This window comes from Gordonia jacobaea, assembly GCF_001186365.1.
GTDB classification, from domain to species: Bacteria; Actinomycetota; Actinomycetes; order Mycobacteriales; family Mycobacteriaceae; genus Gordonia; species Gordonia jacobaea.
The window spans coordinates 208,239-230,693 of record NZ_LDTZ01000015.1; the positions used below are offsets into that span (position 1 = coordinate 208,239).

The window sequence follows — 22,455 nt, forward strand, 5'->3', positions numbered from 1 at the left end:
ACGACGACCCCGCAGCTCGGCCCCGTACCGTCTCCGACGCCCACCCCGCCTCAGGCACGCGAACCGCCCGCGCGCTCGATGGCCTCCCACTTGCGCAGGTTGTGTCGAGCATCACTGAGGGCGTCGTGAGCATCGTCGGGCGCCGGCGGCAGAGGTGGGCGACCGGCGGCCTCCCAGTGCTGTTTGAGCTCGCGCGTGAAGCGCGGAACAGCGCGGGGCAGTTCGGTCATCGGACCCCACAACTGACAGAGAACAACGTGGTCATAGGCCCCTACCCACGCCCACAGCTCTATGTCGTTGCCCTTTTCCGTCAGGAACTCCAGCAGGCCGTCGCGGATCTGCGACCGCGACTTCCACAGCGGCGACGAGGGTGAGGGAAGCTTGGGCAGGACGTTGGCGCGCACCCAACTACCGGCGCGCCCGGGGTCGAACTCGGTCGACACCGCATAATATTCACGACCGTCCTCTGCGACGACACCGATCGATATGAGATCGATCGTGCGGCCGTCCTCGATAAACTCCGAGTCGTAGAAGAAACGCATACCGCCAAGTATTCGCCACCGAATGCGCACACCGACACCCGACCGACCCACATGCCCCCGCTGCGGGGCCTACACAAAGGCCATCGATGCCCACATTCTGCAGCGCCGCGGACACTCGGCTCCGTCGGTGGGTTCCGACGCGGTTGACGCGCGCGCTCATCGTCATCGTGTTCGCGACGTCGTCGCTGCTCCAGATGATCGGTGTGCCTTTCACCAGCAGTTTCGGTACCAGAACGCGCATCGACCTCGACGTCTATCGGCTGGGGGCGCAGATCTGGCAGCAGGGCCAGAGCCTCTACGCCGACGGCTCGATGCCGTTCACCAGCGACGGCATCTGGCTTCCGTTCACCTACCCGCCGTTCGCCGCGATGACGTTCGTGCCGCTGGGTGCGATGACACTCACCATCGCGGGCGTCGTGATGTCACTGCTCACGATCGGACTCCTCGTCGTCGTCGTGCACATCGTGTTGACGGTGCTTTCCGTCGGGCGCATCGGCAACCGGTGGTGGCTCGCTCTTCTGGTCTCCACTGCCGCGCTCTGGCTCAATCCGATGTGGATGACGCTCGGCTTCGGTCAGATCAACGTGATCCTCATGGCGATGATCGTCGTCGACGTCTTCCTCGTCGGGCGGGGGCGTCGCCGCGCGCTCGGGCCTCTGCAGGGTGTTCTGGTGGGACTCGCGGCGGCGATCAAGCTGACCCCGCTCGTCTTCATCGTGCTGTTCGCATCGGCTCGGCGCTGGCGGGCGGTCGTCACCGCTGCCGCGACTTTCGTCGCCGCAGCCGCCCTGGCATGGATCTGGATGCCGTCGGATTCGTGGGGGTACTGGACACACACCTTGTTCCACACCACGCGCATCGGTGATCCGTCGGGCCGGATCAACCAGAACCTCAACGCGATGTGGATTCGGCTCCTCCCCGAGGCGAGCGCCGCGCAGCTCGCGTGGGTGCTCAGTTCACTCGTGGCAACGGCACTGGCGGGCGCCGCGTTGTTCGCATGCAAGCCCGTCGCGGCATTCGGCCGGGGCGCGGGTCGGACCGGACGCGTCAATGCCCTCCTGGCGACCTGCGTCGTCGCGGTCTGGGGACTTCTCGTCTCGCCGACATCGTGGGCACACCACTGGGTGTGGTCGATTCCGCTGATCCTGACGAGCCTTGTGGTCGCCGCGCGCACCGACTCGCGGCGCGCGTACGTCGCCTACAACGCGATCGCCGTCAGCGGCATCCTGATCTTCGCCGTCGGCCCGTACCAGTTCCTGCCGATGGTTGCCCGACACTGGACCGTATTCGACCACATCGTCGGAAACGCGTTCTCGCTGTGGGGAATCGCCGCTTTGATCGTGATCTGGCTGCTTCCGTTCTCCCCCGCGCGTGCCGCCACACGAGCAGCCGATCAACCGCTCGCCGAGATCCGATCTGCCTGAGCGGTAATTCCCGCGCAGCGCCGGCGCCCGAACTGACAGCCGATATGAGTCAGGCGGCCGAGGCCTCGCCCGGCCGCGCGGGCTGCTGGGCGTCGGGCTTCTTCTCCTTGAGCGAGGCGGCGTAGATGTCGACGTACTGCTGACCCGAGAGCTGCATCAGCTCGTACATGATCTCGTCGGTCACGGCACGCTCGATGAAGCGGTTGCCCTGCATGCCTTCGTAGCGGGCGAAGTTCAGCGGCTTGCCGATCTTCACCTTGACCCTGGTCGGGCGCGGCAGCACGGTTCCGGGCGGGTTGAAGGTATTGGTGCCGATCATGGCGACGGGGATCACCGGCACCCCGGTGTCGAGCGCGACTCGGGCGAGTCCCGTCTTGCCCTTGTAGAGGTTGCCGTCGGGCGACCTGGTGCCCTCCGGGTACATGCCCATCAGGTTGCCTGTCTCGAGCTGGCGCCGCGCGGCCTTGAGCGCATCGGCGGCCGCCTCCGCACCGGTCCGGTCGATCGGGATCTGACCGACGGCGGTGTAGAACCACGCCTGGAAGCGACCCTTGATACCGGTGCCGTTGAAGTACTCCGCCTTGGCGAGGAAGTAGATCCGACGCGGCACCATCAGCGGCAGGAAGAAGCTGTCCATCACGGCAAGGTGGTTGCTGGCGAGAATCGCCGGTCCGCGTTCGGGGAGGTTCTCGAGGCCTTCGACCTCAGGACGGCCGAGCACCCGCAGGAGCGGTCCGAGGAGAACGTACTTGAACAGGTAGTACCACATTTGAGACTCACTCCATCATCGCCGCGTCGCCACTTGGTGAAGTCGTCGCCGGACAGAGCACCGAGAGAACTCGAAGAGGGGCGAGTTTCCCGGTGAGCCGACGGGACGTTGTGAGATGACTCTACTCAAGCGCCCAGACCCGCGTGGGCCATAGGGCGTGCTCTCAGTGTGCCGTCGACCACCCTGCGTCGCCGAGCGCCAGGCCTTCGGACCGTAGTGCCGCGCGCGCCACCTCTGCGGCGCCGATGACGCCCGCGCTCTCGCCGAGCTGCGTGCCTCGAATCCGCGCGAGCTGTCGGTGCCCCGAGCCGGTGATCAATCTTGCGTAGTGCTCACGCGCCTCGTCGAGGAACAGTCCCGACGCCGCGCCGACGCCGCCTGCGAGCACGATCAGGTCGGGGTCGAAGATGTCGGCGATCATCGCCAGCCCCTGACCGAGTGACGCCGCGAAAGCGGCGAACGCGGCGATCGCGACCGCGTCACCGTCGGCTGCGGCACCCGCGACACGACGCCCCGTCAGCGACCCGGGATCGGCTGCGACGTCGGCGGCGAGCTGGCTTCTCCCCCAATCGCCATCGGCAAGCAATTCGACGACGGTGTCGACCAAAGCCGTTCCGCTGCAATATCTTTCCCAGCATCCACGCTTGCCGCATGAGCACGGCCGACCGTCGGGGACGACCGTCAGATGTCCGAGTTCCGGGGCTACACCGAAACTGCCGCGATAGATCTCGCCCTCGATGAGCAATCCGGCACCGATACCGGTCCCGATGGCCAAGACCAGCGAGTTGTGTCCGCGCGCCGCAGCGCCGAATCGGAACTCGGCGACGGCCGCGGCGTTGGCGTCGTGCTCGGTGACCACGGGCAGACCGATGCGCGCACTCATCTCTTCTGCGACACGTGCCTCACGCCACGGCAGGTGCGGCGCGAACCGGACGACCTGCCGATCGGGGGTCAGAAAGCCCGCCACCGCGAGGCCGACGGCGCGCGCCGCCCACCGTGAGGTGAGTTCGCCGACGAGCCGATCGAGGCAGTGCTCGAGGGCCAGCGCCGTGCCCGGCGTCGCGGCCCGCAGGGTGTCGAGCATCCGTCCGCGTTCGTCGACCACGGAGGCGCGCACACTCGTGCCGCCGATGTCGATGCCGATCGTCAACTCGCCCATTACTTCTCAGTTCTCATCACGTCTGAGTGTCGCCATCGAGGTGCCTGCGGTCAACGAAGGGATCGGCGCGGTGCTCGCGCGTCGCCCGGTGTGGCGTCGACGTGCCGATTCGGACCGCGATCGGTTGGTACTGCGCGGTCGGCGGGGTGTGCGCGGCCGGAGTCGCGCGTAGCGCGTTCGCGACGGCCTCCAGCACCGCGATGAGTGCGGCTATCAGCCGGGGGATGAGGTCGCCGATCTCGGCGACGAGTGAACTGATCTCGCCCGCGACGTCGCCGAATGCCTGGTGGCGCGCGCCCGTTCCCCGGGCTGCCCCGGCCGACGCCGACTGCCCCCCTCCGCCGATGATGGCGGCGAGCTGGTCGATCTGCGCTGCGATGCCCAGGACGAAGTCGCGGACAGGGTCACCGACGGGGTCTCCGGTGAACGCGTCGTCGCGGTCTCCTGGCGTCTCCCGTCCCCCCGACGGATTGCCACGGTCGTCGCTGCTCATGTCGGGCGGCTGGTCCTTTGCTGGTGGCGGGCCCCGGTACTGGCCCGGGGACATGTGCACCGAAACGCTACCCGCAACCTCACCGTCGAGGCCATACCGCTGGGTCGGGACGGAACCGGATGCGCACCTGTTGGCCATCCCAGTCGGCGTCGTCGACGACGCATCGCCGCAACACCGAAGGCAACGGCAGGCAGTGGCGTAGACCGTCGACGGTGACGAGGAGGTCGTCGCCCGAGCGTCCGAGCATGAACCGACCAGGATCGGGAAGCGTTTGCGGCCAGGACAATTCGTACGTGGTGTCGAGGCCGTCCGCCTCGTCGCCGACAACCGACAGCGCCGACGAGCCGTGCGCGCGACCCGACGGCGCGAGCAGCGTCACCCCGAGCTTCTTCAGTCGTGCCGGCCGTTCCAGCGGCGTGTCGAGCGCCGCGACACCACGAATGTCGACGCCGGGCGCGATGTCGATCTCGTCGGGCACGAGCTCCCGACGGCCCGATTCGGCGGTGGCGTCGTCGAGGTAGATGGTGCGCAGCGGGAGTCCGAGCAGGTCGATGGACGCGAGCTGATGCGGCAACAATCGGGCTCCGCGATACCCGCTGCCGACCACGAGGTGCGCCGCTGTGGTGTCCGCGTCACGCAGTAGCTCGGCGACGTCGGCACAGTCCCGGTCGATGGTGTCGACCGCGGTGGTCAGTTGTGCGACCGCCGGACGGTCGGCCGCGGCTGCGAGCCTGCGATGCCTCGGCCATAGCCGGTCAAGAGAGTGCCGAAGCGTCGACGGCGCGTCGAGCAATTGGTACGGATCTCCCATTCCGGACAGGTCGACGACGATGCGCTGCCACTGACCGCTGACCGCCTCGTCGCGAATCCGCCGCAGCAACAAGGCATCCTCGACGCCGGGCAGCGATGTCACCTCCGCCTGGTCGATCCCTGCGAGGGTGTCGACGAAGGGCAGTGTGATCTTGGAGCGTCGCACGGTATCGGCGAGGAGTTCGGCGAACAGCGCCCACGACGTCGTGGCCGACGTGAGCCGCTCGAGGCAGAGCAGGTGCAGATGCGACGACACCGCGACGGCGTCGTTGGGCGAGCGGAACACACCGAGAATGTCGGGGACCGGCGAGCAGCGGTCGACCGTGACCAGGAGGGTGTGCCGATCGGCGGCGAGCGGTGAGCGCACCTCGGGCCTGCGTGCGCGGGGTCGGCTGACCGCGCCCGCGGCCGCGACCGCGGTCACCCCGGATCCCCCCGGACCGAAGACGATGTGAATAGGCGTCAGGTCGATCAGCCTTCGACCCTCTTCTTCAGATCGTTGAGCGCGGCGTCGGTGATCGCTTTCTCGGCACGTCGCTTGAGCTGTCCGATCATCGGAACCTGCAGGTCGACCATCAACTCGTAGGTGACCTTGGTCGAGCCGGGGACCTGTCTACTGAGCACGTACCGGCCACGCTGATCCTTCTGCAGATCACTCGACACCAGAACCCACGAGACCTCGTCGCCGCCTGCACCCCACGTGTAGCGCAGCACGTAGGTGTCCTGGAGCACGCCGGCGTCGAGGAGGAAACGCACCTCCGACGCCCTGCCCGCCGAGTCGCGCTCGGTGACCTCGACCTCCCGCGCTGCGGTGACCCACTCCGGGTAGTGCTCGAAGTCGGAAATGACAGCCATCACCTCTGCGGCGTCGGCGTTGATGACGATCGAACGCTCGGTATGGTCGGCCATCAGCTCGCCACGCTTTCACTGATCGCGGGATCGCCTGGGGCGCGGCCCGATTCGAGAAGATCCTTGATCTCGAACGTCACCCGTTTCCCGATCACGCGGTAACGATGGTTGAGGCCGGCCACGTCGGCTCCTGCCGAATCACCGGTGGGTTCTGCATGAAGGAAATAGTGCAGTACGAACCCGTCGAGCACCGGCTCGCACCAGAATTCCATCGTTCCTCTCACCGGACCGTCGACCCGCCAGCGCATACCCGCGGCACCGCGATCCTCAGCCACCTCTGTGCGCAGATCGGGCCACCAGGATCGCCATCGTCCGCGATCACCCACCACGGCAGCCACCAACTCGGGTGCCGCAGCGACGAATGTCTCATCCGCCACCTGAATGCTCGTCACGCCTCTTAGCTTCACATACTCGCGACGGGAGCGGATAGACCCCTCATACGTGACACAACTCCGGCGCGGTTGTGGGTGGCCAAAAGTCCGGGGATACGATTGACCGCGAGTGTCTGATGCCAACGATGGCGAAAGGTCGTCGATTAACAAATGAGTGCCGCGATGAATGAGTACAGCGTCCCCGCCGATTTCACGATCGAGGAGGACGAGAACTGTACTGACATCTTGTTCGGTCTCGCCGAGCGCACTCCCGCCTCGACGGTGTTTCGGCGCGAGGAAGGCGGCGAGTGGCTTCCGGTGCGGGCAGACGACGCCGTCAAGCAGATCACGGCCATCGCCAAGGGCTTGATCGCCTCCGGTGTGGCTCCCGGCGACCGCGTCGCGGTCCTGTCCCGCACGCGCCTCGAGTGGATCCTGGTGGATTTCGCAATCTGGTGCGCAGGCGCGACGACCGTTCCGATCTATGACTCGTCGTCGTCGGGTCAGATCGACTGGATCATGCGGGATTCCGGCGCCTCCGCCATCATCGTCGAAGACGACGGACATCGCTCGGAGTTCGAGGCGGTCGGCGATCTGCCCACAGCCGTCCAGGTGTTCCAGATCGATCCGAAGGCCGGCCCCGGTGCCGTCGAACTCCTCATCGAGGCGGGCAAGGACGTCTCCGACGACGAGATCGCCAAGCGGCGTGCATCTCTCAAGTCGAGCGACCCGGCGACGCTCATCTACACCTCGGGAACCACCGGCCGCCCCAAGGGGTGCGAGCTGACGCACTCCAACATGCTCTCGGAGATTCGCGGCGTTCTGCAGGGCAACCTGAGCACCCTGCTCGCGCCGGGCAAGCGACTGCTGATGTTCCTGCCTCTCGCGCACGTCCTTGCGCACGCGATCACCCTCGTCGCTATCGAGGCGCGGGTCGAGGTCGGTTTCACCGGCGACACCAAGAACATCGTCGCCACTTTCGGGCAGTTCAAGCCGTCGCTGATTCTCTCGGTCCCCCGTGTCTTCGAGAAGGTGTACAACTCGGCCCGCCAATCGGCCGCCGACGGCGGCAAGGGCAAGATCTTCGACGCCGCGAGCGCCACCGCGATCGAGTACTCGGAGAAGTCGGAGCAGGGCAGTGTCCCGCTACTGCTCAAGGTGAAGCACGCCGTCTTCGACCGCCTCGTGTACAGCAAGCTGCGCACGGCGCTCGGTGGGCAGTGCGAGCTCGCCATCTCCGGCGGCGCGCCGCTCGGTGCAATGCTCGGGCACTTCTTCAACGGAGTCGGTATCCCCGTCTACGAGGGATACGGACTGACCGAGACCACCGCGGCCTTCAGCGTGAACACCCCGGGTGAGATCAAGATCGGGACCGTCGGAAAGCCCGTGGCGGGCAACACCGTTCGCATCGGCGAGGACGGCGAGGTGCTGCTGAGCGGCGGCGTGGTCTTCCACGGTTACTGGAACAACCCGGAAGCCACGGCACAGGCGCTCGAAGACGGCTGGTTCCACACCGGCGACCTCGGCAACATCGATTCCGAGGGCTTCATCACCATCACCGGCCGTAAGAAGGAACTGATCGTGACCGCCGGCGGCAAGAACGTCTCGCCGTCAGGTCTCGAGGATGTACTGCGCTCCGCCCCGCTGGTGTCGCAGGCAGTCGTCGTCGGCGATCAGAAGCCGTTCATCTCGGCGCTCATCACCATCGACCCCGAAGCCTTCCCCGGTTGGAAGGAGCGGATGGGCCTGCCATCCGACGCCGACGTCTCATCCCTCATCAACGACCCCAAGCTGCGCGCCGAAGTTCAAGCCGCCGTCGACGAGGCGAACAAGACGGTCTCGCACGCAGAGGCGATCAAGAAGTTCCGCATCCTGCCGTCCGACTTTTCCGAGGAGACCGGCGAGATGACTCCGACCCTGAAGGTCAAGCGCAACGTGGTCGTCGACAAATTCGCCGACGACATCGACGCGCTCTACACCAAGTAGAAGCGCACCCGGCTCGAGATCACGCAGACCGACATCGCGCAGGCGCGCCTACAGCAGTTGCTGTAGGCGCGCTGCCATATGTCGCCACTGCCATCTGCCTTCGGCGACAACGCGCCCGTTGGCGCCCATCGCGGCAGACGCCGAACGATCGGCGAGCATCGCCAGTGCGGCCAACGCGATCGCCGGGACATCGCGGCCGTCGACAACGGTGCCCGTCTCCCCCTCGACGACGGTTTCGGGCGCGCCGCCGGAACGTCCCGCGATGACGGGCACACCCGTTGCCGACGCCTCGAGGTAGACGATTCCGAATCCCTCGACGTCGAGGCCGCCGCCGCGTGTGCGCGCAGGCATGGCGAAGACGTCGGCGATGTTGTGGTAAGCCGGAAGATCTTCTGCCGGAACAGAACCGGTGAAGATCACGTGATCGGCCACCCCCTCCTCGCGGGCGAGGCGGTGCAGTGTGTCGGCGTACGGTCCACCACCGACGATGACCAGCACCACGTCGGGCATCTCTTTGCGGATCAACGGCAGGGCACGAATGAGCATGTCCTGCCCCTTGCGTGGCACCAATCGCGACAGGCACAGGATGGTCGGGGCGTCGCCGAGCCCCAATCGTGCGCGAAACTCTTCGCGGGCAACAGGATTCGGAGCGAAACGATCAGTGTCGACGCCGGGCGGGAGGTACTCGAGCGCGGCAGCGCGTCCGAAGGCCGAAGCGAAGCGATTCCGGGTGTACCTACTCACGTAGGTGATCGCGTCGGTGTGATTTCCGATGTGGCGCAGCACTTGTCGGGCGCCCGGCAGCATCGACCACCCCACCTCGTGGCCGTGAGTGCAGGCGATGACGCGCTGCGCGCCCGCCCTTCGCATCGCGGGTGCCATCACCGCGAGCGGCGCGGCGGCACCGAACCACACGGTCTCGATACCCTCGCTACGGATGATCTCGGCGGCGCGACGCGCAACGAATGGCGTGGGCAACATCAATGTCGTCCGATGCCGATGGACGCGATACGGTTGTCGCGCATCGAATTCCACGCTGCCCTTCCATCGGGGCGCGTAGACAACGATGTCCTCGGGCGGCAACCTGTCGACAAGATTCTGCAGATACGACTGAATCCCACCAGCCCGCGGCGGAAAGTCGTTGGTCACCAACAGGGTTCGACGCACGGACCGTACTCCTTATCCCGGAACCTGTTCCGCGAGCCATCTGCGCCAGTCGGCAATCAGACGGTTGCGATCGACACCGAGAGCAGTTGCGATCGCGTTGTCCTGCCTGCCGACATCTCCCGACGCCGCCACCCCGCGATAGAGGGCCTTCAGACGTGTTTCACCGTAGCGGTCGGCGACGTAGGCCGCGAGCGCCCACGCGGACTGGTATGCGAGAGCCGACTTCTCTGTCGCCACACCGAAATCCTGATCCGACGGCAGCGCGTCGGGACTCTGCCCGGCGCGCACCTGCGCGGCGAGATCCGGTGCGGCGTCGTCGAGGCGCACGTAGGTTCCCTTGCGGCCGACATACTCGGCAACACCCTCGGTGATCCACAGCGGCGCATCCTTCGCGGTCACCGAGCGCGCCGCGACGTGGGTGAGTTCGTGCCGCAGGACCACCGCAAGCGCAGGCGCGGGTAGGTCGTTGGCAGACGGAGCAAGGACGACGCGCTGACCGATCACCGTGTCACCCTCGACGCGATCGAACACGGTCGCTGCAGCGGCGGCAGAGGTATCGGTCGCAGAACTGTGCGCTATCGCGGAAAACTCGTCCGGTGTCGCCGTTGCGACCACGACGGCGCGTCGCGGCCACTCCGAACCCCAGAAGGCGGTGACGGCCGATACCGCCTGACGCAGCGAGCTTCGCGTCCGATCCACGGTGACGTCGGTACCCGGATACGACACCACCGTCGACGGCCCTCCCCCGGTGAGTACGTCCGTGGCCTCGAGACCCGGCAGGTCCCAGAGCTGGGTTGCCGGGGCGTCGTCACCGAGAAGCGTTGCGTCGCCGACCAATTTCCACCCATCGCCGTATCGCGCCACCACAAGTTCGCGATCAAGCGCGACCGTCGGCTCGTCGACTCCCGGCGTATTGGCGCCGCCGAGCGCATACCGCAGCTGCACCGGCGCGACCCACGAGTCGGTGCTGCCCTGCGATTCGAGTCGAGCAGCAACCTCTTCGGGCACCTGGGTCTCGGCGCCCTGCGTCGACGCGAGTTGGTAGCCGAACTCCTTGAGCTTCAGTGTGGTTCCGCGCGCGGGCACAGTCGTGCTCGGTGAGGACGGCGACGGCGAGGATGGCGACTGCGAGTTCGCCGACGGCGAGTTCGCCGACGGCGGCGACCCTGCGGCCGAGGACGCGGTGGAGGTGCCCGTTCCGGAGAGATCCCGTCCGGACAGATTCTGGGCCGCGACGGTCAGGGAGTCGCGGAACGTCGGGGGCGTCGACGCGTCGAGGAGCGAGTCGAGGCGAGCGCGATCGCCATCCGTCACGGCGCGGGTGAGGTCGTCGAGGAGTTGCGCGACGCCCTCCGACCGCTCCTGCAGATAGACGTTGGGATTCGTGGTCGTCGTCGTGACAGACGACGAGGGTGCCTGCCGCGGTTGATTATCCGACGAGCAGGCCGACGCACCCACTGCGAGTGTCGCGGCAGCGAGAAGCACACATGCGACGCGCGCGGCCGAGGCCTCAGCGTGCACGCTGTCCGCGCATCAGGCGTATCGCCGCGCGGCCGCGAACGGCCCGGCCTGGTCGATCGGTACCACCTTGACGGGCACACCGAATGTCGACGCGTGGATCACGTAACCGTCGCCGACGTACATGCCGACGTGGTGGGCGTCCGGGTAGTAGATGATCAGGTCGCCGGGCTGCAGATTGCCGCGGTCGACAGCCGTTCCCGAACCCATCTGCGCCTCGCTCGAGCGCGGAAGCGTCTTGCCCGCCTGTTGGTAGGCCCACACCATCAGCCCGGAGCAGTCGAATGAGTCGGGTCCGGTGGCACCCCAGACGTAGGGATCTCCGATGCGGGTCAGCGCAGCCTGCACGGCCGCGAGAGCGGCGGACGTACCCTTCGGCACGGCTCGGGGGTCGAAATCGAATTTGGGGCCGCGAAGTGCGCCGAGTTGCTTGCCGGTCATCGACTCGTACACGGCACGCACCTGAACCGCCTGGAGCTGCAGGTTGGCCTGCTTGGCCTGGAGGTCGCCGCGTACGCGCTCGGCGGCCGACACGGCGGTCGTCGCCTCCGCGGCGGTGCGATCGGCCTTCGCCTTCGCTGCGGCCATCTGGGCACGAGCCTTCTTGAGACCCTTGAGATCTGCCGACGCCTGGCGCGAGATCACCTCGAGGCCCGACATCTGGTCGAGCAACGACTGCGGTGAGTCGCTGACGAGCACCGCGTAGAGACGGTTGACCCGGGCACCCTTGTAGCTGGCGCGGACAATCGTGTCGACGCGCTTCTGGTACGAGCCCAGCGTCTTCCGCGAGGTCTCGAGGCCCTTCTGGGCCTCGGTCGAGTCTTTACGGGCAGCGGTCACGATGCCGCGCTGCTTGTCGTACTCGATCTGGGCGTTGTGCATCGCTTCCGACGACTTCTCGGCGTCGGTGCTCAGCTTCTTGTACTGAGTGAGGAGTTGGTCGGGTGTGCGCGTCGGTTCGGCGCTCGACGGACCCGCTATCGCCATCGAGAAGACTTGTGCGACAGCGACGATCATCGCCGTCACGACAACGACGAATGCCGCTCGCGATCGATGCGCCATTGCCTGCGATCCCGCAACCACTTCTGTGTTCACTCCCCTCACCACATGCAGCGACCGGCCTCCACGTGGCAGACCGGTGCACCGCGCTCCACCCTAACGTGAGCGTTGCGGCGGCTACTGCCGGTCGGGCGGATCACGCGTCAACGCGTGATCCGCCCGCCGTCACGAACTCTGTCGATCTCGTCGCTCAGTAGCGACGGATACCGACCAAGCTCCAATTCTTCACGACGTCCTTCTTCACGGGGACGCCGTAGGTCGATGCGTGGATGAACTGTCCGTTGCCGATGTAGAGGCCAACGTGTCCGCCACCGTTGAACACCAGGATGTCGCCGGGCTTCGCGTTCGCCAGCGAGGCGACCGCGGTGCCACCGCCGAGCTGTCCGTAGCTGTCGCGCGGAATCGTCAGACCTGCCTGACGGAAGGCCCAACTGGTGAGGCCGGAGCAATCGAAGGCGTTGGGTCCGGAAGCACCGTACGAGTAGGGGGCGCCGATCTTGGTCTCAGCGGCGCGCACGGCCTTCTCGCCTGCGGTCTGCGTCGGGGCGAGCAGCGGAGCTCCGCCACGCGGCCGAAGTTGCTGTGGGATCTGGTTGTCGCTGATACCCGGAAGCGTGAACTTGCCGACGTTGGGGATCTCGACTGTGGCGTCGGGCGACTTCGCGACATCCTGCTTCTTGACGACCGGCGCCTTCTGCTGCTGGAACTGTGCCGGAATCTGCTTGGTGTCGACGCCGGGAAGTTCGAACGTGCCGACGTTGGGCACGGTGACCGGCGCGGCCAGAGCGGGACCAGCGACAGCGGCAAGCGAGCCGAACGTGATCGACCCGGCGATTACCGCCTTCTTTGCGACCTTGCCGCGGTCGGGCTGTTCCAAACGATGTTTGGCCACGAAGGGTGTTCTCCTTTGTTCTCCCTCTACCGCCGACCGGGTTAGCTGTCGGATTCGGGCCGGAAGAAATGGCCCTACGCGCATGCGATTCGAGTGCGAACACCCGGATCGAGAGCGCGATTCACCCCCATTCGGAAAGCTCCGAAAAAATGAGTGGTTCCCCGGTACGCCGAGACTCGTAGCCTCGGCGATTGAGCGGTGACCCCTGCGAACCTCTCCTGTTGGAGCGGGACGCTTCGCAAAGGTCTCGGAAAGGTTACGAAACCGGATGCGTGTCTGTCCACTAACCGACAAACAGCGTGTTCGACCTCCGCACCCTAACCAGCACGCAATGTCGGTGATTCGGACGACGAACCGGCCGCTTGAACTGCGCAGATGCTTGCTCTTGCAGATCGTGCATCGGCGTTGGAGGCCATTGCAGCACCCGTGAATGTATCTATGGCGGCGTGGATCTCGGCGTCGTTATCTCGGGTACCGGTGGGCCACCCTCGTCGCCACCCGGCGCTGGCATCCTGGCTGTTCAGCGGGCCGAAAAGCACTGTCATCACACAGCCGTCGCAGGCGTGTTCACGACCGGGGCAGGTGCTGCAATCGATGTCCATGATGTGATCTCCGTCTCAGTGGTGTGAAATCCTCGGGATGCGCATGTCGTCGGGAGGCTTCCCCTCCTCCCGGCGGCGACGCGCACCACTGCCTCCTTCTCACCGCGAGACTAGGCACCCCCACCGACAAGTCCGGCCGACCGAGTCCCGGAGGCCCGGCACCCGAAAGCAGCTGGCGGCGAATCGCCACATCCGGAACACGCGCCTCACCAGCAACGAATCAGCGGTGTCGGTGGTTCGAACTATTGTTCGCGACGTGACATCCAGTGGCGATCAGCTCTCGTTCTCAGACCTCGCGAGCGCCGACCTCGAGAGCACTCTCGACAACGAGTTCTCTGATCGGTCCCTGTTCGACACCACGCTCGTCGTCGTCGACCTCGAGACAACCGGCGGCAGTGCCACCAACGACCGCATCACCGAGATCGGCGCGGTGAAGATTCGTGGCGGCGAGGTACTCGGCGAGTTCGCGACACTCGTCGATCCGGGACTTCCGATTCCACCGCAGATCGTCGCGCTCACCGGGATCACCGAGGCGATGGTCTACGACGCGCCACGCATCGACGAGGTCTTGCCGTCGTTCATCGAGTTCGCGCGCGGATCGATTCTCGTCGCCCACAACGCCCGGTTCGACATGTCGTTCCTGCGGCAGAACGCGCTGCGCCTGCACCTGCAGTGGCCGTTCAGTGCAACGCTGTGCACGGTCACCATGGCAAGACGCATCCTCGGACGCGACGAGGCGCCGACGGTCCGCCTGTCGGCACTGGCCGATCTGTTCGACGTCACCGTCCGCCCGACGCACCGCGCTCTCGACGATGCCCGCGCGACCGTCGAGGTCTTTCACCACCTTCTCGAACGCGTCGGGAATCAGGGCGTACAGAGCTATCGCGAACTCACCCGCTACCTGCCACGCACCGATCCGCGGCTGCGCGCAAAGCGGCACCTGGCCGACCGCATCCCCGCGCGTCCCGGCGTCTACCTGTTCCGCGGCCCCAGCGACGAGGTCCTCTACGTCGGCACGGCATCGGATCTGCGTCGACGCGTGAGGTCCTATTTCTCCGGAGCCGATCCCCGACGCAGGATCGGCGAGATGGTGATGCTCGCCGAACGCGTCGACCACGTCGAATGCGCGCACGCACTCGAGGCGGGAGTTCGGGAGCTCCGATTGCTCGCCGCGCACGCCCCGGCGTACAACCGACGCTCGACGCAACCCCACCGCGGCTGGTGGGTGACCCTGAGCAACGAACGTTTCGCCCGTCTGCGTGTGGCCCGCACGCCGGGAGAGATAAGCATCGGGCCGATCGGTAAGCGCACCACGGCGACCGCGATCGCCGACCTCATCGCACACGCCGCAGGACTGCGAACCTGCACGACCCGCCTCGGCGCGACCGCCACCCATCATTGGTGTCGCCTCCCAGACGACGGCGGTCGGGTCGTCGGAGGCTGTGCTGCCGCCTCGACACGCCCTCAGACACTCCCCGACTACCTGCCATCGGTCACGTCCGTCGTCGATCTGATACTCGGACGATCCGACACCATCCTGGAGCGGCTCTCGCAGCGACTCGACGTCGTCTCCGACGCCCAGATGTACGAGACCGCCGCGCGCCACCGCGACCGGATGGCCGCGACCATCGATCAGCTCGCGCGGTGTCAGCGTCTGAGTTCCCTCTGCGCGATAGCCGAGCTGGTGGTCGCACGCTCGGACGGGGCCGGCGGGTGGGAGTTGGCGGTCATTCGGCACGGACGGCTCGCTGCGGCGGGAACAGCGCCACGCGGACACGCGCCGATGCCGGTGGTCGCAGAGCTGGTCGCGGCGGCCGAGACAGTGCTGCCCGACGACACCCCACTCCGGGGCGCCTCCCCGGAAGAGGCAGGTCTGCTCTACCGCTGGGTGTCCGACCCCGGCTCCCGCATCGTCGACTCCAGCGACGCGCTGGCCACACCCGTCGGTTCGGCGCAGCGCTGGCTGGAGTGGTCACAGACCGCCCACGATGCGCGTGACATCCGCACGCCGCGTCACCGGTCACGCCCGCGCGCCGATGGTGGCCGACTACGCTTGCCCGCATGATCACCGCCATCGTCCTGATCGACGCCGACGTCCACCAGATCCCCGAGACGGCACAGGCCGTTGCCGATATCCCGGGCGTCGAAGAGGTCTACTCGTGTGCGGGCGATGTCGATCTGATCGCGAAGATCCGCGTACGCGACCACGAGCAGATCGCCGAGGTGGTCACCGGCAAGATCAATCGGCTGCCGGGAGTACGGCACAGCGCGACCCACATCGCGTTCCGCAGCTATTCGTCGAGCGCCGTCGAGGGTGGTTTCTCCATCGGCGAGGAGTGATCCTCGCCCGGCAACCGGCCTACTTGTTGGCGAGCTCTCCGCTGACCTGGGCCCACCGGTCGAGCAGCCGCGCGGCTGCGCCCGAATCGATCGACTCCGCGGCGCGCTCGGTCGCCGCCGCGAACGCCGCGGTGAGTCCCGCGTTGTCGGTCGCGGACGTCTGCTCGTTGGCGACGAGTGCACCCGCAGCGTTGAGGAGCACAGCGTCGCGCACCGGGCCGGACTTTCCCGACAGCAGTTCCCGCGCGATGGCGGCGTTCACCGTCGCATCTCCGCCCTGCAGCGCCGAGAGGTCGACGTAGTCGATTCCCAGATCACGCGGATCGATCGTCAATTCGGTGACGGTGCCGTCGACCACCTGCCACACAGACGACGTCGTGGTCGTCGTGAGTTCGTCCAGACCGTCATCGCCGCGCACCACAAGGACAGAACTGCCCCGCTCGGCGAACGCACGCGCGAGAACAGGCGCGAGATCGCCGAACGCGCACCCGATCAATCCCGCGCGCGGGTTCGCCGGGTTCGTCAGCGGGCCGAGCACATTGAACACAGTCGGGATGCCGATCTGCTGTCGTGCGGGAGCGGTGAACCGGAACGCAGGGTGAAACACCGGGGCGAAGCAGAATCCGATGCCGATCTTATCGATACACGCGGCGACTTCCGCGGCACCGAGCGAGATCGTCACGCCCAGGGCCTCCAACACGTCGGCACCGCCACTCTTCGACGACGCAGCCCGATTGCCATGCTTGACCACGGGCACGCCAGCCGCGGCGACGACGATCGACGTCATCGTCGAGATGTTCACGGTGTGCGAGCGGTCGCCTCCCGTTCCGACGATGTCGATCGCCGCACGGTCGGTGTCGACGAGGGTGGCGTGGTCGAGCATCGCCTGCGACAGGCCTGCGAGTTCGGCAGGCGCTGCGCCCTTCATCTTCACGCCGACGCCGAATGCGGCGATCTGCGCCGACGTCGCGCTGTCGGTCATGACCTCGTCCATCGCCCATCGCGCCTGGTCGACGGTCAGGTCGATTCCGTCGGTGACGGATCCGAGGATCTGCGGCCAGGTGTAGCTCTGCTCGCTGCTCACCCCATGCACCTTAGTTGACCTGCGCACACGATCTGCTCGCGGTCGTACCGCACGATGTGCCACGCGCGCGCGACGCGGTGATCTCTGCGCGCGCGGCGCGGCGATTCATCGCGGCCGCTGGACGATCTGCCACCCCACCGCGACACCTGAGTGCCTCGACGCCAGGCTCGCCATTCGTGAGCGCTCCTGCGACAAGTGCAGTGCGTCGACGAGCTGCACGCGCGCCAGAACCACAGGTGCCAGCCCCTCCGGGATCGCGAACCGATCGGCCACGACATCGACGGGTATCGCCTCGTACTCGTCGAGCGCGGCCAGGCCAACCGCGGCCTCGACACCATCGTCCGGAAGCGCCAGCACGTGCCGCACGACTGCCTGATCGGCCGGACGCAACGTCGAGGCGTCGAGGATCGACGAGCTCGACGCCGCCTCGTCGTCGGACTCACCGACCACGACGACGTCGCGGTCGGTCACCGTCAGCACGTCGCGAGGCGCGGCTCGACCGCCGATCATCGCTCGCCGCAACGTTTCCCAGCGGCGCGGCACCATCGGCCTGCCGTTGAGGTCGAACTGTCGGCCGTCGTGCCGCGACCCTGGATCGTCGTGGTCGGAGGTACCCATGGAGTTGAGCAAAGCACGGCGCTCACCGCTCGGTCCACCGGTACCCTGACACGCCGAAAGGCACCTCCGACCGGCGCCTACCAGCGGGAAGAGAAATAGTTCCCACGAATATCCGACCCGAGTGGTCAGGGCGTACTACGAACCGTCATACTTCAATCTGTGACTAGCGCTGTAGGTACCTCGGGAACAGCCATCACCTCGCGCGTGCACTCGCTCAACCGCCCCAACATGGTGAGTGTCGGCACGATTGTGTGGCTGTCCAGTGAGCTGATGTTCTTCGCTGGACTTTTTGCGATGTATTTCGTCGCACGCGCCAATGCCGGCCCTGCCGGCTGGCCGCCGGAGCCCACCGAACTGAACCTGAAATTGGCCATCCCGGTCACCACCGTCCTCATCTTGTCGTCGGTGACCTGCCAGATGGGCGTGTTCGCCGCCGAGCGAGGCGACGTCTTCGGGTTGCGTCGCTGGTACATCCTCACGTTCGTGATGGGCGCCTTCTTCGTCTGCGGCCAGGCCTACGAGTACTACCACCTGGTCGCGGAGGGCACGACCCTCTCGTCGAGCGCCTACGGCTCGGTCTTCTACATGGCGACCGGCTTCCACGGCCTGCACGTGATCGGTGGTCTCGTCGCCTTCATCTTCCTGTTGGTCCGCACCAAGCTCGCCAAGTTCACTCCGAACCAGGCGACTGCTGCGATCGTCGTGTCCTACTACTGGCACTTCGTCGACATCGTGTGGATCGCCCTGTTCGTCACCATCTACTTCATCCGATGACTGCCCTTCATCCGATGACACCGATCGCAACGAATAACTGAGACATGAGGCGAGAGTGGCTCCTCGGAACCGCGTTCCCGCCAACAGCTGAGAAGTCCGTCCGCTAGTAGAGAGACCACGATGAGTTCATCTCCACCGCGACCGTCGGATAGCCCTTCCGACGTCGGTCAGGTCGACACAGTCACCTCGAGCACAAAGCCGAGCGCCGCGAAGAAGTCCCGCTCGCGTCGTAAGCTGCGCCGCCGCGCCAGTGGCGCTTTGCTACTGCTCGCCGGCCTGATGATGGCAGGCGTGCTCGCGTCGTTGCTGTCCCCCAAGCCTCAGGTCGCCGTCGCGGACACCAGCGACGCCGCGCTGATCCAGGACGGCAAGAAGCTCTACGAGAGCTCGTGCATCACCTGCCACGGTGCCAATCTGCAGGGTGTGGCCGACCGCGGCCCATCCCTGATCGGTGTCGGCGACGCGGCTGTCTACTTCCAGGTTTCGACCGGCCGCATGCCCGCCGCGCGCGGTGAGGCTCAGGCCCAGCGCAAGCCACCGAAGTTCGACACCGCACAGATCGATCAGCTCGGCGCCTACATCCAGTCGCAGGGTGGCGGCCCTCGCCCGCTGTTCGAGAAGAACCCGGACGGCACCCGCAAGACCGAGAAGGTCATGCAGCGCCAGGCCGACGGTTCGATGAAGGAAGTCGTCCTGCCGGTCGTCGCCCAGGAGTCGCTGCGTGGCGAGAACCTCGGTCGCGGTAGCGAACTGTTCCGTCTGAACTGCGCGTCATGCCACAACTTCACCGGACGTGGCGGTGCGCTGTCGTCGGGTAAGTACGCGCCGACGCTCGACCACGTCAAGGAACAGCAGATCTACACGGCGATGCTCACCGGACCGCAGAACATGCCGAAGTTCTCCAATCGCCAGCTGTCGCTGGACGAGAAGAAGGACATCATCGGCTTCATCAAGTACGTCACCGAATCCAAGCCCCAGGGCGGTCTGAGCCTCGGCGGCTTCGGCCCGGTCAGTGAGGGCATGGTGATGTGGTTTGTCGGAGTTGTGGCGGTCGTCGCCGCCGCGATGTGGATGGGATCACGAACATGAGCACCACGGACAAGGACACGCCGTCCGCCGATGAGCTTGACCAGATGACCAACGATGACCTGGTCAAGCTCGGTACCAACCTCGACGGCGTCGAGATCATCCATCGGGGTGAGCGATTTCCCGAGCCCGGCACGAAGGCCGAGAAGCGCGCAGAACGACAGATCGCCATCTGGCTGGTCATCGCGGGCATCTCCGCGCTGGCCTGCTTCGTGATCTTCCTGTGGAACCACTGGGAGTTCGCGCTGCCGGGGACCTCCGACTACTGGCGCTACACCCTCAACACACCGTTGCTGGGTGTGACGTTCGGTCTGTCGATCCTGTCGATCGGTGTGGCCCTCGTCCTGATCACGAAGAAGTTCATCCCGTCCGAGATCGCGGTTCAGGACCGTCACGACGGTCCGGGATCGACCGAGGTCGACAAGAAGACCATCGTCGCCGAACTCGTCGACTCGGGAACGAAGTCGACACTCGGCCGTCGCAAGATGCTGATCGGCTCCGGGCTGTTCGCTTTCGGTGCGCTCGCACTCACCGGCGTCGTCGCAGGCCTGGGTGGATTCATCAAGAATCCGTGGGCCAAGCGCGAGGACGCACCGCTGTGGCACACCGGTTGGTCACCGATCTACAACCCCAAATCGCAGCCCAACGAGACCGTCTTCCTTCGTCGCGACACCGGTAACCCGCACCAGGTCGCCCTGGTGCGGCCCGAGGACCTCGACGCCGGCGGCATGGAGACCGTGTTCCCGTGGCGCGTCTCCGACGGCTACGGCGAGACCGAGGAGTCGCGCGAGAAGCTGATCTGGGGTCTGCGCTACGTCTCCAACCCCGTCATGCTGATCCGCCTGCGCCCCGAGGACGCAGCCCGGTCGATCAAGCGCAAGGGCCAGGAGAGCTTCAACTACGGCGACTACTTCGCCTACACCAAGGTCTGCAGCCACCTCGGTTGCCCGACCTCGCTGTACGAGCAGCGGACCAACCGCATCCTCTGCCCGTGCCATCAGTCGCAGTTCGACGCGCTCGAGTACGCCAAGCCGGTATTCGGTCCGGCCGCGCGTGCTCTGGCGCAGCTGCCGCTGACGGTCAATGATCAGGGGTACATGGTTGCCGCAGGCGACTTCATCGAACCCGTCGGACCCGCATTCTGGGAGCGCAAGTCATGAGCAATCGTCTCGCGAAGCAGGCCGAAGAGGTCGATTCCCGGTACCACCTCGCCGCAGGAATGCGGCGCCAGATCAACAAGGTGTTCCCGACACACTGGTCGTTCATGCTCGGTGAGGTCGCGCTCTACAGCTTCGTCATCCTGCTGATCTCCGGTGTGTACCTGACCTTCTTCTTCGACCCGTCGATGGCCGAGGTCACCTACCACGGCGCATATCAGCCGCTCAACGGCGTGATGATGACGCGCGCATACGAGACCACCCTGAACATCTCCTTCGAGGTGCGCGGCGGTCTGTTCGTCCGTCAGATCCACCACTGGGCAGCACTGCTGTTCGCGGCGTCGATCATCATCCACATGGCCCGCATCTTCTTCACCGGCGCGTTCCGTCGCCCGCGTGAGGCCAACTGGATCATCGGCTGCCTGCTGCTGGTCCTGGCCATGTTCGAGGGCTTCTTCGGCTACTCACTGCCCGACGACCTGCTCTCGGGCACGGGCGTCCGCGCCGCGATGAGCGGCATCGTGCTGGGAATCCCGCTGGTCGGTACCTGGATCCACTGGGCGCTCTTCGGTGGGCAGTTCCCCGGCGACATCATCATCCCGCGCCTCTACGTGCTGCACATCCTGCTGTTCCCGGGCATCATCCTCGCGCTGATCGGTGCCCACCTGGCGCTGGTGTGGTACCAGAAGCACACCCAGTTCCCCGGCCCGGGACGCACCGAGAAGAACGTCGTCGGTGTCCGAATCCTGCCGGTGTTCGCCGCCAAGGGTGGAGCGATGTTCGCTTTCACCGCGGGCATCCTCGCGATCATGGCCGGCATCTTCCAGATCAACCCGGTGTGGGTGATCGGTCCGTACAACCCCGCACACGTGTCGGCCGGTTCTCAGCCCGACATCTACATGATGTGGACCGACGGCTTGGCCCGTCTGATGCCTGCGTGGGAGCTGTACCTCGGTAACTACACGATTCCCGCGATCTTCTGGGTCGTCGTGATCATCACGATCATGTTCGCTGTGATGTTCGCCTACCCGTGGATCGAGAAGAAGTTCACCGGCGACGACGCCCATCACAACCTGCTGCAGCGTCCGCGTGACACCCCCGTGCGCACGGGCATCGGCGCGATGGCGTTCTCGTTCTACATCATCCTGACGTTGAGCTGTATGAACGACATCATCGCTTTGAAGTTCCACATCTCGCTCAACGCGACGACGTGGATGGGTCGCATCGGTCTGATCATCGTGCCGCCGATCGCCTACTTCATCGCCTACCGCTGGGCCATCGGCCTGCAGCGCAGCGACCGCGCGGTCCTCGAGCACGGCATCGAGACAGGCATCATCAAGCGTCTGCCTCAGGGCGAGTACATCGAGATCCACCAGCCGCTCGGCCCGGTCGACGATCACGGTCACGCGATCCCGCTGCCGTACGAGGGTGCCGCGGTCCCGAAACGGATGAACAAACTCGGGTCGTCGGGTGCACCCGGCACCGGTTCGATCATGGTGGCCGACCCGCCCGAGCAGCAGAAGCGCAACGTCGAGTTCGAGCACGAGCAGGAACGCGAAGAAATCGATGCCCTGCGCGAGCTGCAGGCCAAGGGCGGCAACCCGCTCGACTGACCGGCTCTCGAATCAGCAGTCACACACGGCTGCCGTCGCACTCCGCGACGGCAGCCGTGTGTTGTTGTGGGCCGTGTGTGAT

General features: G+C 66.1%; 21 protein-coding genes and 1 riboswitch. Of the genes, 8 read left to right on the forward strand and 13 right to left on the reverse strand.

From position 1 onward, the window contains the following. Positions 1-50: 50 nt before the first annotated feature. Complete coding sequence (locus ABW18_RS06865; RefSeq protein WP_049698583.1) at positions 51-542, reverse strand: polyadenylate-specific 3'-exoribonuclease AS; 492 nt, start codon at positions 540-542, stop codon at positions 51-53. 86 nt (positions 543-628) lie between these two features. Here ABW18_RS06865 and ABW18_RS06870 point away from each other — a divergent pair, with 86 nt between their 5' ends. Further along, positions 629-1,966 (forward strand): glycosyltransferase 87 family protein, encoded by a 1,338-nt coding sequence (locus ABW18_RS06870; protein WP_049698249.1) that lies wholly within the window; start codon positions 629-631, stop codon positions 1,964-1,966. Positions 1,967-2,015: 49 nt separating this feature from the next. On the opposite strand, the gene ABW18_RS06875 is transcribed toward ABW18_RS06870, so the two are convergent. From ABW18_RS06875 to ABW18_RS06900, 6 genes are all read right to left on the reverse strand, one after another. Further along, entirely contained in the window at positions 2,016-2,735 is a 720-nt protein-coding gene (locus tag ABW18_RS06875; RefSeq protein WP_049698250.1) for a lysophospholipid acyltransferase family protein, read from the reverse strand. Positions 2,736-2,898: 163 nt separating this feature from the next. Continuing rightward, the gene (locus ABW18_RS06880) at positions 2,899-3,894 is read right to left on the reverse strand and encodes an ROK family protein (protein WP_049698251.1); all 996 of its coding nucleotides are present in this window, start codon (positions 3,892-3,894) and stop codon (positions 2,899-2,901) included. 16 nt (positions 3,895-3,910) lie between these two features. Further along, the gene (locus tag ABW18_RS06885) at positions 3,911-4,387 is read right to left on the reverse strand and encodes a hypothetical protein (protein ID WP_083444345.1); all 477 of its coding nucleotides are present in this window, start codon (positions 4,385-4,387) and stop codon (positions 3,911-3,913) included. Positions 4,388-4,466: 79 nt separating this feature from the next. Then, entirely contained in the window at positions 4,467-5,648 is a 1,182-nt protein-coding gene (locus ABW18_RS06890) for an ArsA-related P-loop ATPase (RefSeq protein WP_049698252.1), read from the reverse strand. Positions 5,649-5,668: 20 nt separating this feature from the next. After that, entirely contained in the window at positions 5,669-6,106 is a 438-nt protein-coding gene (locus ABW18_RS06895) for an SRPBCC family protein (protein WP_049698253.1), read from the reverse strand. Beyond that, complete coding sequence (locus ABW18_RS06900; RefSeq protein WP_200903223.1) at positions 6,106-6,513, reverse strand: hypothetical protein; 408 nt, start codon at positions 6,511-6,513, stop codon at positions 6,106-6,108. Before ABW18_RS06900 ends, ABW18_RS06895 begins: the two co-directional genes overlap by 1 nt. A gap of 147 nt (positions 6,514-6,660) precedes the next feature. Here ABW18_RS06900 and ABW18_RS06905 point away from each other — a divergent pair, with 147 nt between their 5' ends. Further along, on the forward strand, positions 6,661-8,463 hold the full coding sequence (locus ABW18_RS06905) for an AMP-dependent synthetase/ligase (RefSeq protein WP_049698585.1): 1,803 nt from the start codon (positions 6,661-6,663) through the stop codon (positions 8,461-8,463). A gap of 48 nt (positions 8,464-8,511) precedes the next feature. On the opposite strand, the gene ABW18_RS06910 is transcribed toward ABW18_RS06905, so the two are convergent. From ABW18_RS06910 to ABW18_RS06925, 4 genes are all read right to left on the reverse strand, one after another. Continuing rightward, positions 8,512-9,630, reverse strand: coding sequence for a glycosyltransferase family 4 protein (locus ABW18_RS06910; RefSeq protein ID WP_049698255.1), 1,119 nt, complete (start codon positions 9,628-9,630; stop codon positions 8,512-8,514). 12 nt (positions 9,631-9,642) lie between these two features. Then, complete coding sequence (locus tag ABW18_RS06915) at positions 9,643-11,151, reverse strand: peptidase MA family metallohydrolase (RefSeq protein ID WP_049698256.1); 1,509 nt, start codon at positions 11,149-11,151, stop codon at positions 9,643-9,645. Between the two features lie 12 nt (positions 11,152-11,163). Continuing rightward, positions 11,164-12,243, reverse strand: a complete 1,080-nt coding sequence (locus ABW18_RS06920; RefSeq protein WP_414652002.1) for a C40 family peptidase — start codon at positions 12,241-12,243, stop codon at positions 11,164-11,166. A 154-nt stretch (positions 12,244-12,397) separates the two neighbouring features. Beyond that, positions 12,398-13,099, reverse strand: coding sequence for a C40 family peptidase (locus ABW18_RS06925; RefSeq protein WP_049698257.1), 702 nt, complete (start codon positions 13,097-13,099; stop codon positions 12,398-12,400). Between the two features lie 15 nt (positions 13,100-13,114). Beyond that, positions 13,115-13,299, reverse strand: a riboswitch (cyclic di-AMP (ydaO/yuaA leader). Between the two features lie 658 nt (positions 13,300-13,957). On the opposite strand from ABW18_RS06925, the gene ABW18_RS06930 reads away from it, so the two are divergent. Together ABW18_RS06930 and ABW18_RS06935 are read left to right on the forward strand one after the other, a co-directional pair. Beyond that, a complete protein-coding gene (locus tag ABW18_RS06930) occupies positions 13,958-15,766 on the forward strand; it encodes a DEDD exonuclease domain-containing protein (RefSeq protein WP_200903224.1) in 1,809 nt (602 codons plus the stop codon). Beyond that, positions 15,763-16,041 carry an Lrp/AsnC family transcriptional regulator gene (locus tag ABW18_RS06935; RefSeq protein ID WP_005176218.1) on the forward strand — a complete coding sequence of 93 codons (279 nt, stop codon included), beginning with the start codon at positions 15,763-15,765 and terminating at the stop codon, positions 16,039-16,041. The genes ABW18_RS06930 and ABW18_RS06935 overlap by 4 nt, the downstream gene beginning before the upstream one ends. Positions 16,042-16,060: 19 nt before the next feature. Here ABW18_RS06935 and trpD read toward each other — a convergent pair whose 3' ends face one another. Together trpD and ABW18_RS06945 are read right to left on the reverse strand one after the other, a co-directional pair. Beyond that, entirely contained in the window at positions 16,061-17,125 is a 1,065-nt protein-coding gene (trpD, locus tag ABW18_RS06940; RefSeq protein WP_049698588.1) for an anthranilate phosphoribosyltransferase, read from the reverse strand. Positions 17,126-17,230: 105 nt separating this feature from the next. Then, positions 17,231-17,743 carry a hypothetical protein gene (locus ABW18_RS06945; protein ID WP_049698258.1) on the reverse strand — a complete coding sequence of 171 codons (513 nt, stop codon included), beginning with the start codon at positions 17,741-17,743 and terminating at the stop codon, positions 17,231-17,233. Between the two features lie 159 nt (positions 17,744-17,902). Here ABW18_RS06945 and ctaE point away from each other — a divergent pair, with 159 nt between their 5' ends. The 4 genes from ctaE to qcrB all read left to right on the forward strand — a co-directional run bounded on the left by ctaE (position 17,903) and on the right by qcrB (position 22,373). Then, entirely contained in the window at positions 17,903-18,517 is a 615-nt protein-coding gene (gene ctaE, locus ABW18_RS06950; protein WP_174273044.1) for an aa3-type cytochrome oxidase subunit III, read from the forward strand. 120 nt (positions 18,518-18,637) lie between these two features. Beyond that, entirely contained in the window at positions 18,638-19,606 is a 969-nt protein-coding gene (gene qcrC, locus ABW18_RS06955) for a cytochrome bc1 complex diheme cytochrome c subunit (protein ID WP_049698259.1), read from the forward strand. Further along, positions 19,603-20,763 (forward strand): cytochrome bc1 complex Rieske iron-sulfur subunit, encoded by a 1,161-nt coding sequence (gene qcrA / locus ABW18_RS06960; protein ID WP_049698260.1) that lies wholly within the window; start codon positions 19,603-19,605, stop codon positions 20,761-20,763. The genes qcrC and qcrA overlap by 4 nt, the downstream gene beginning before the upstream one ends. Beyond that, positions 20,760-22,373, forward strand: coding sequence for a cytochrome bc1 complex cytochrome b subunit (qcrB, locus tag ABW18_RS06965; protein ID WP_049698261.1), 1,614 nt, complete (start codon positions 20,760-20,762; stop codon positions 22,371-22,373). The genes qcrA and qcrB overlap by 4 nt, the downstream gene beginning before the upstream one ends. Positions 22,374-22,455 lie beyond the last annotated feature (82 nt).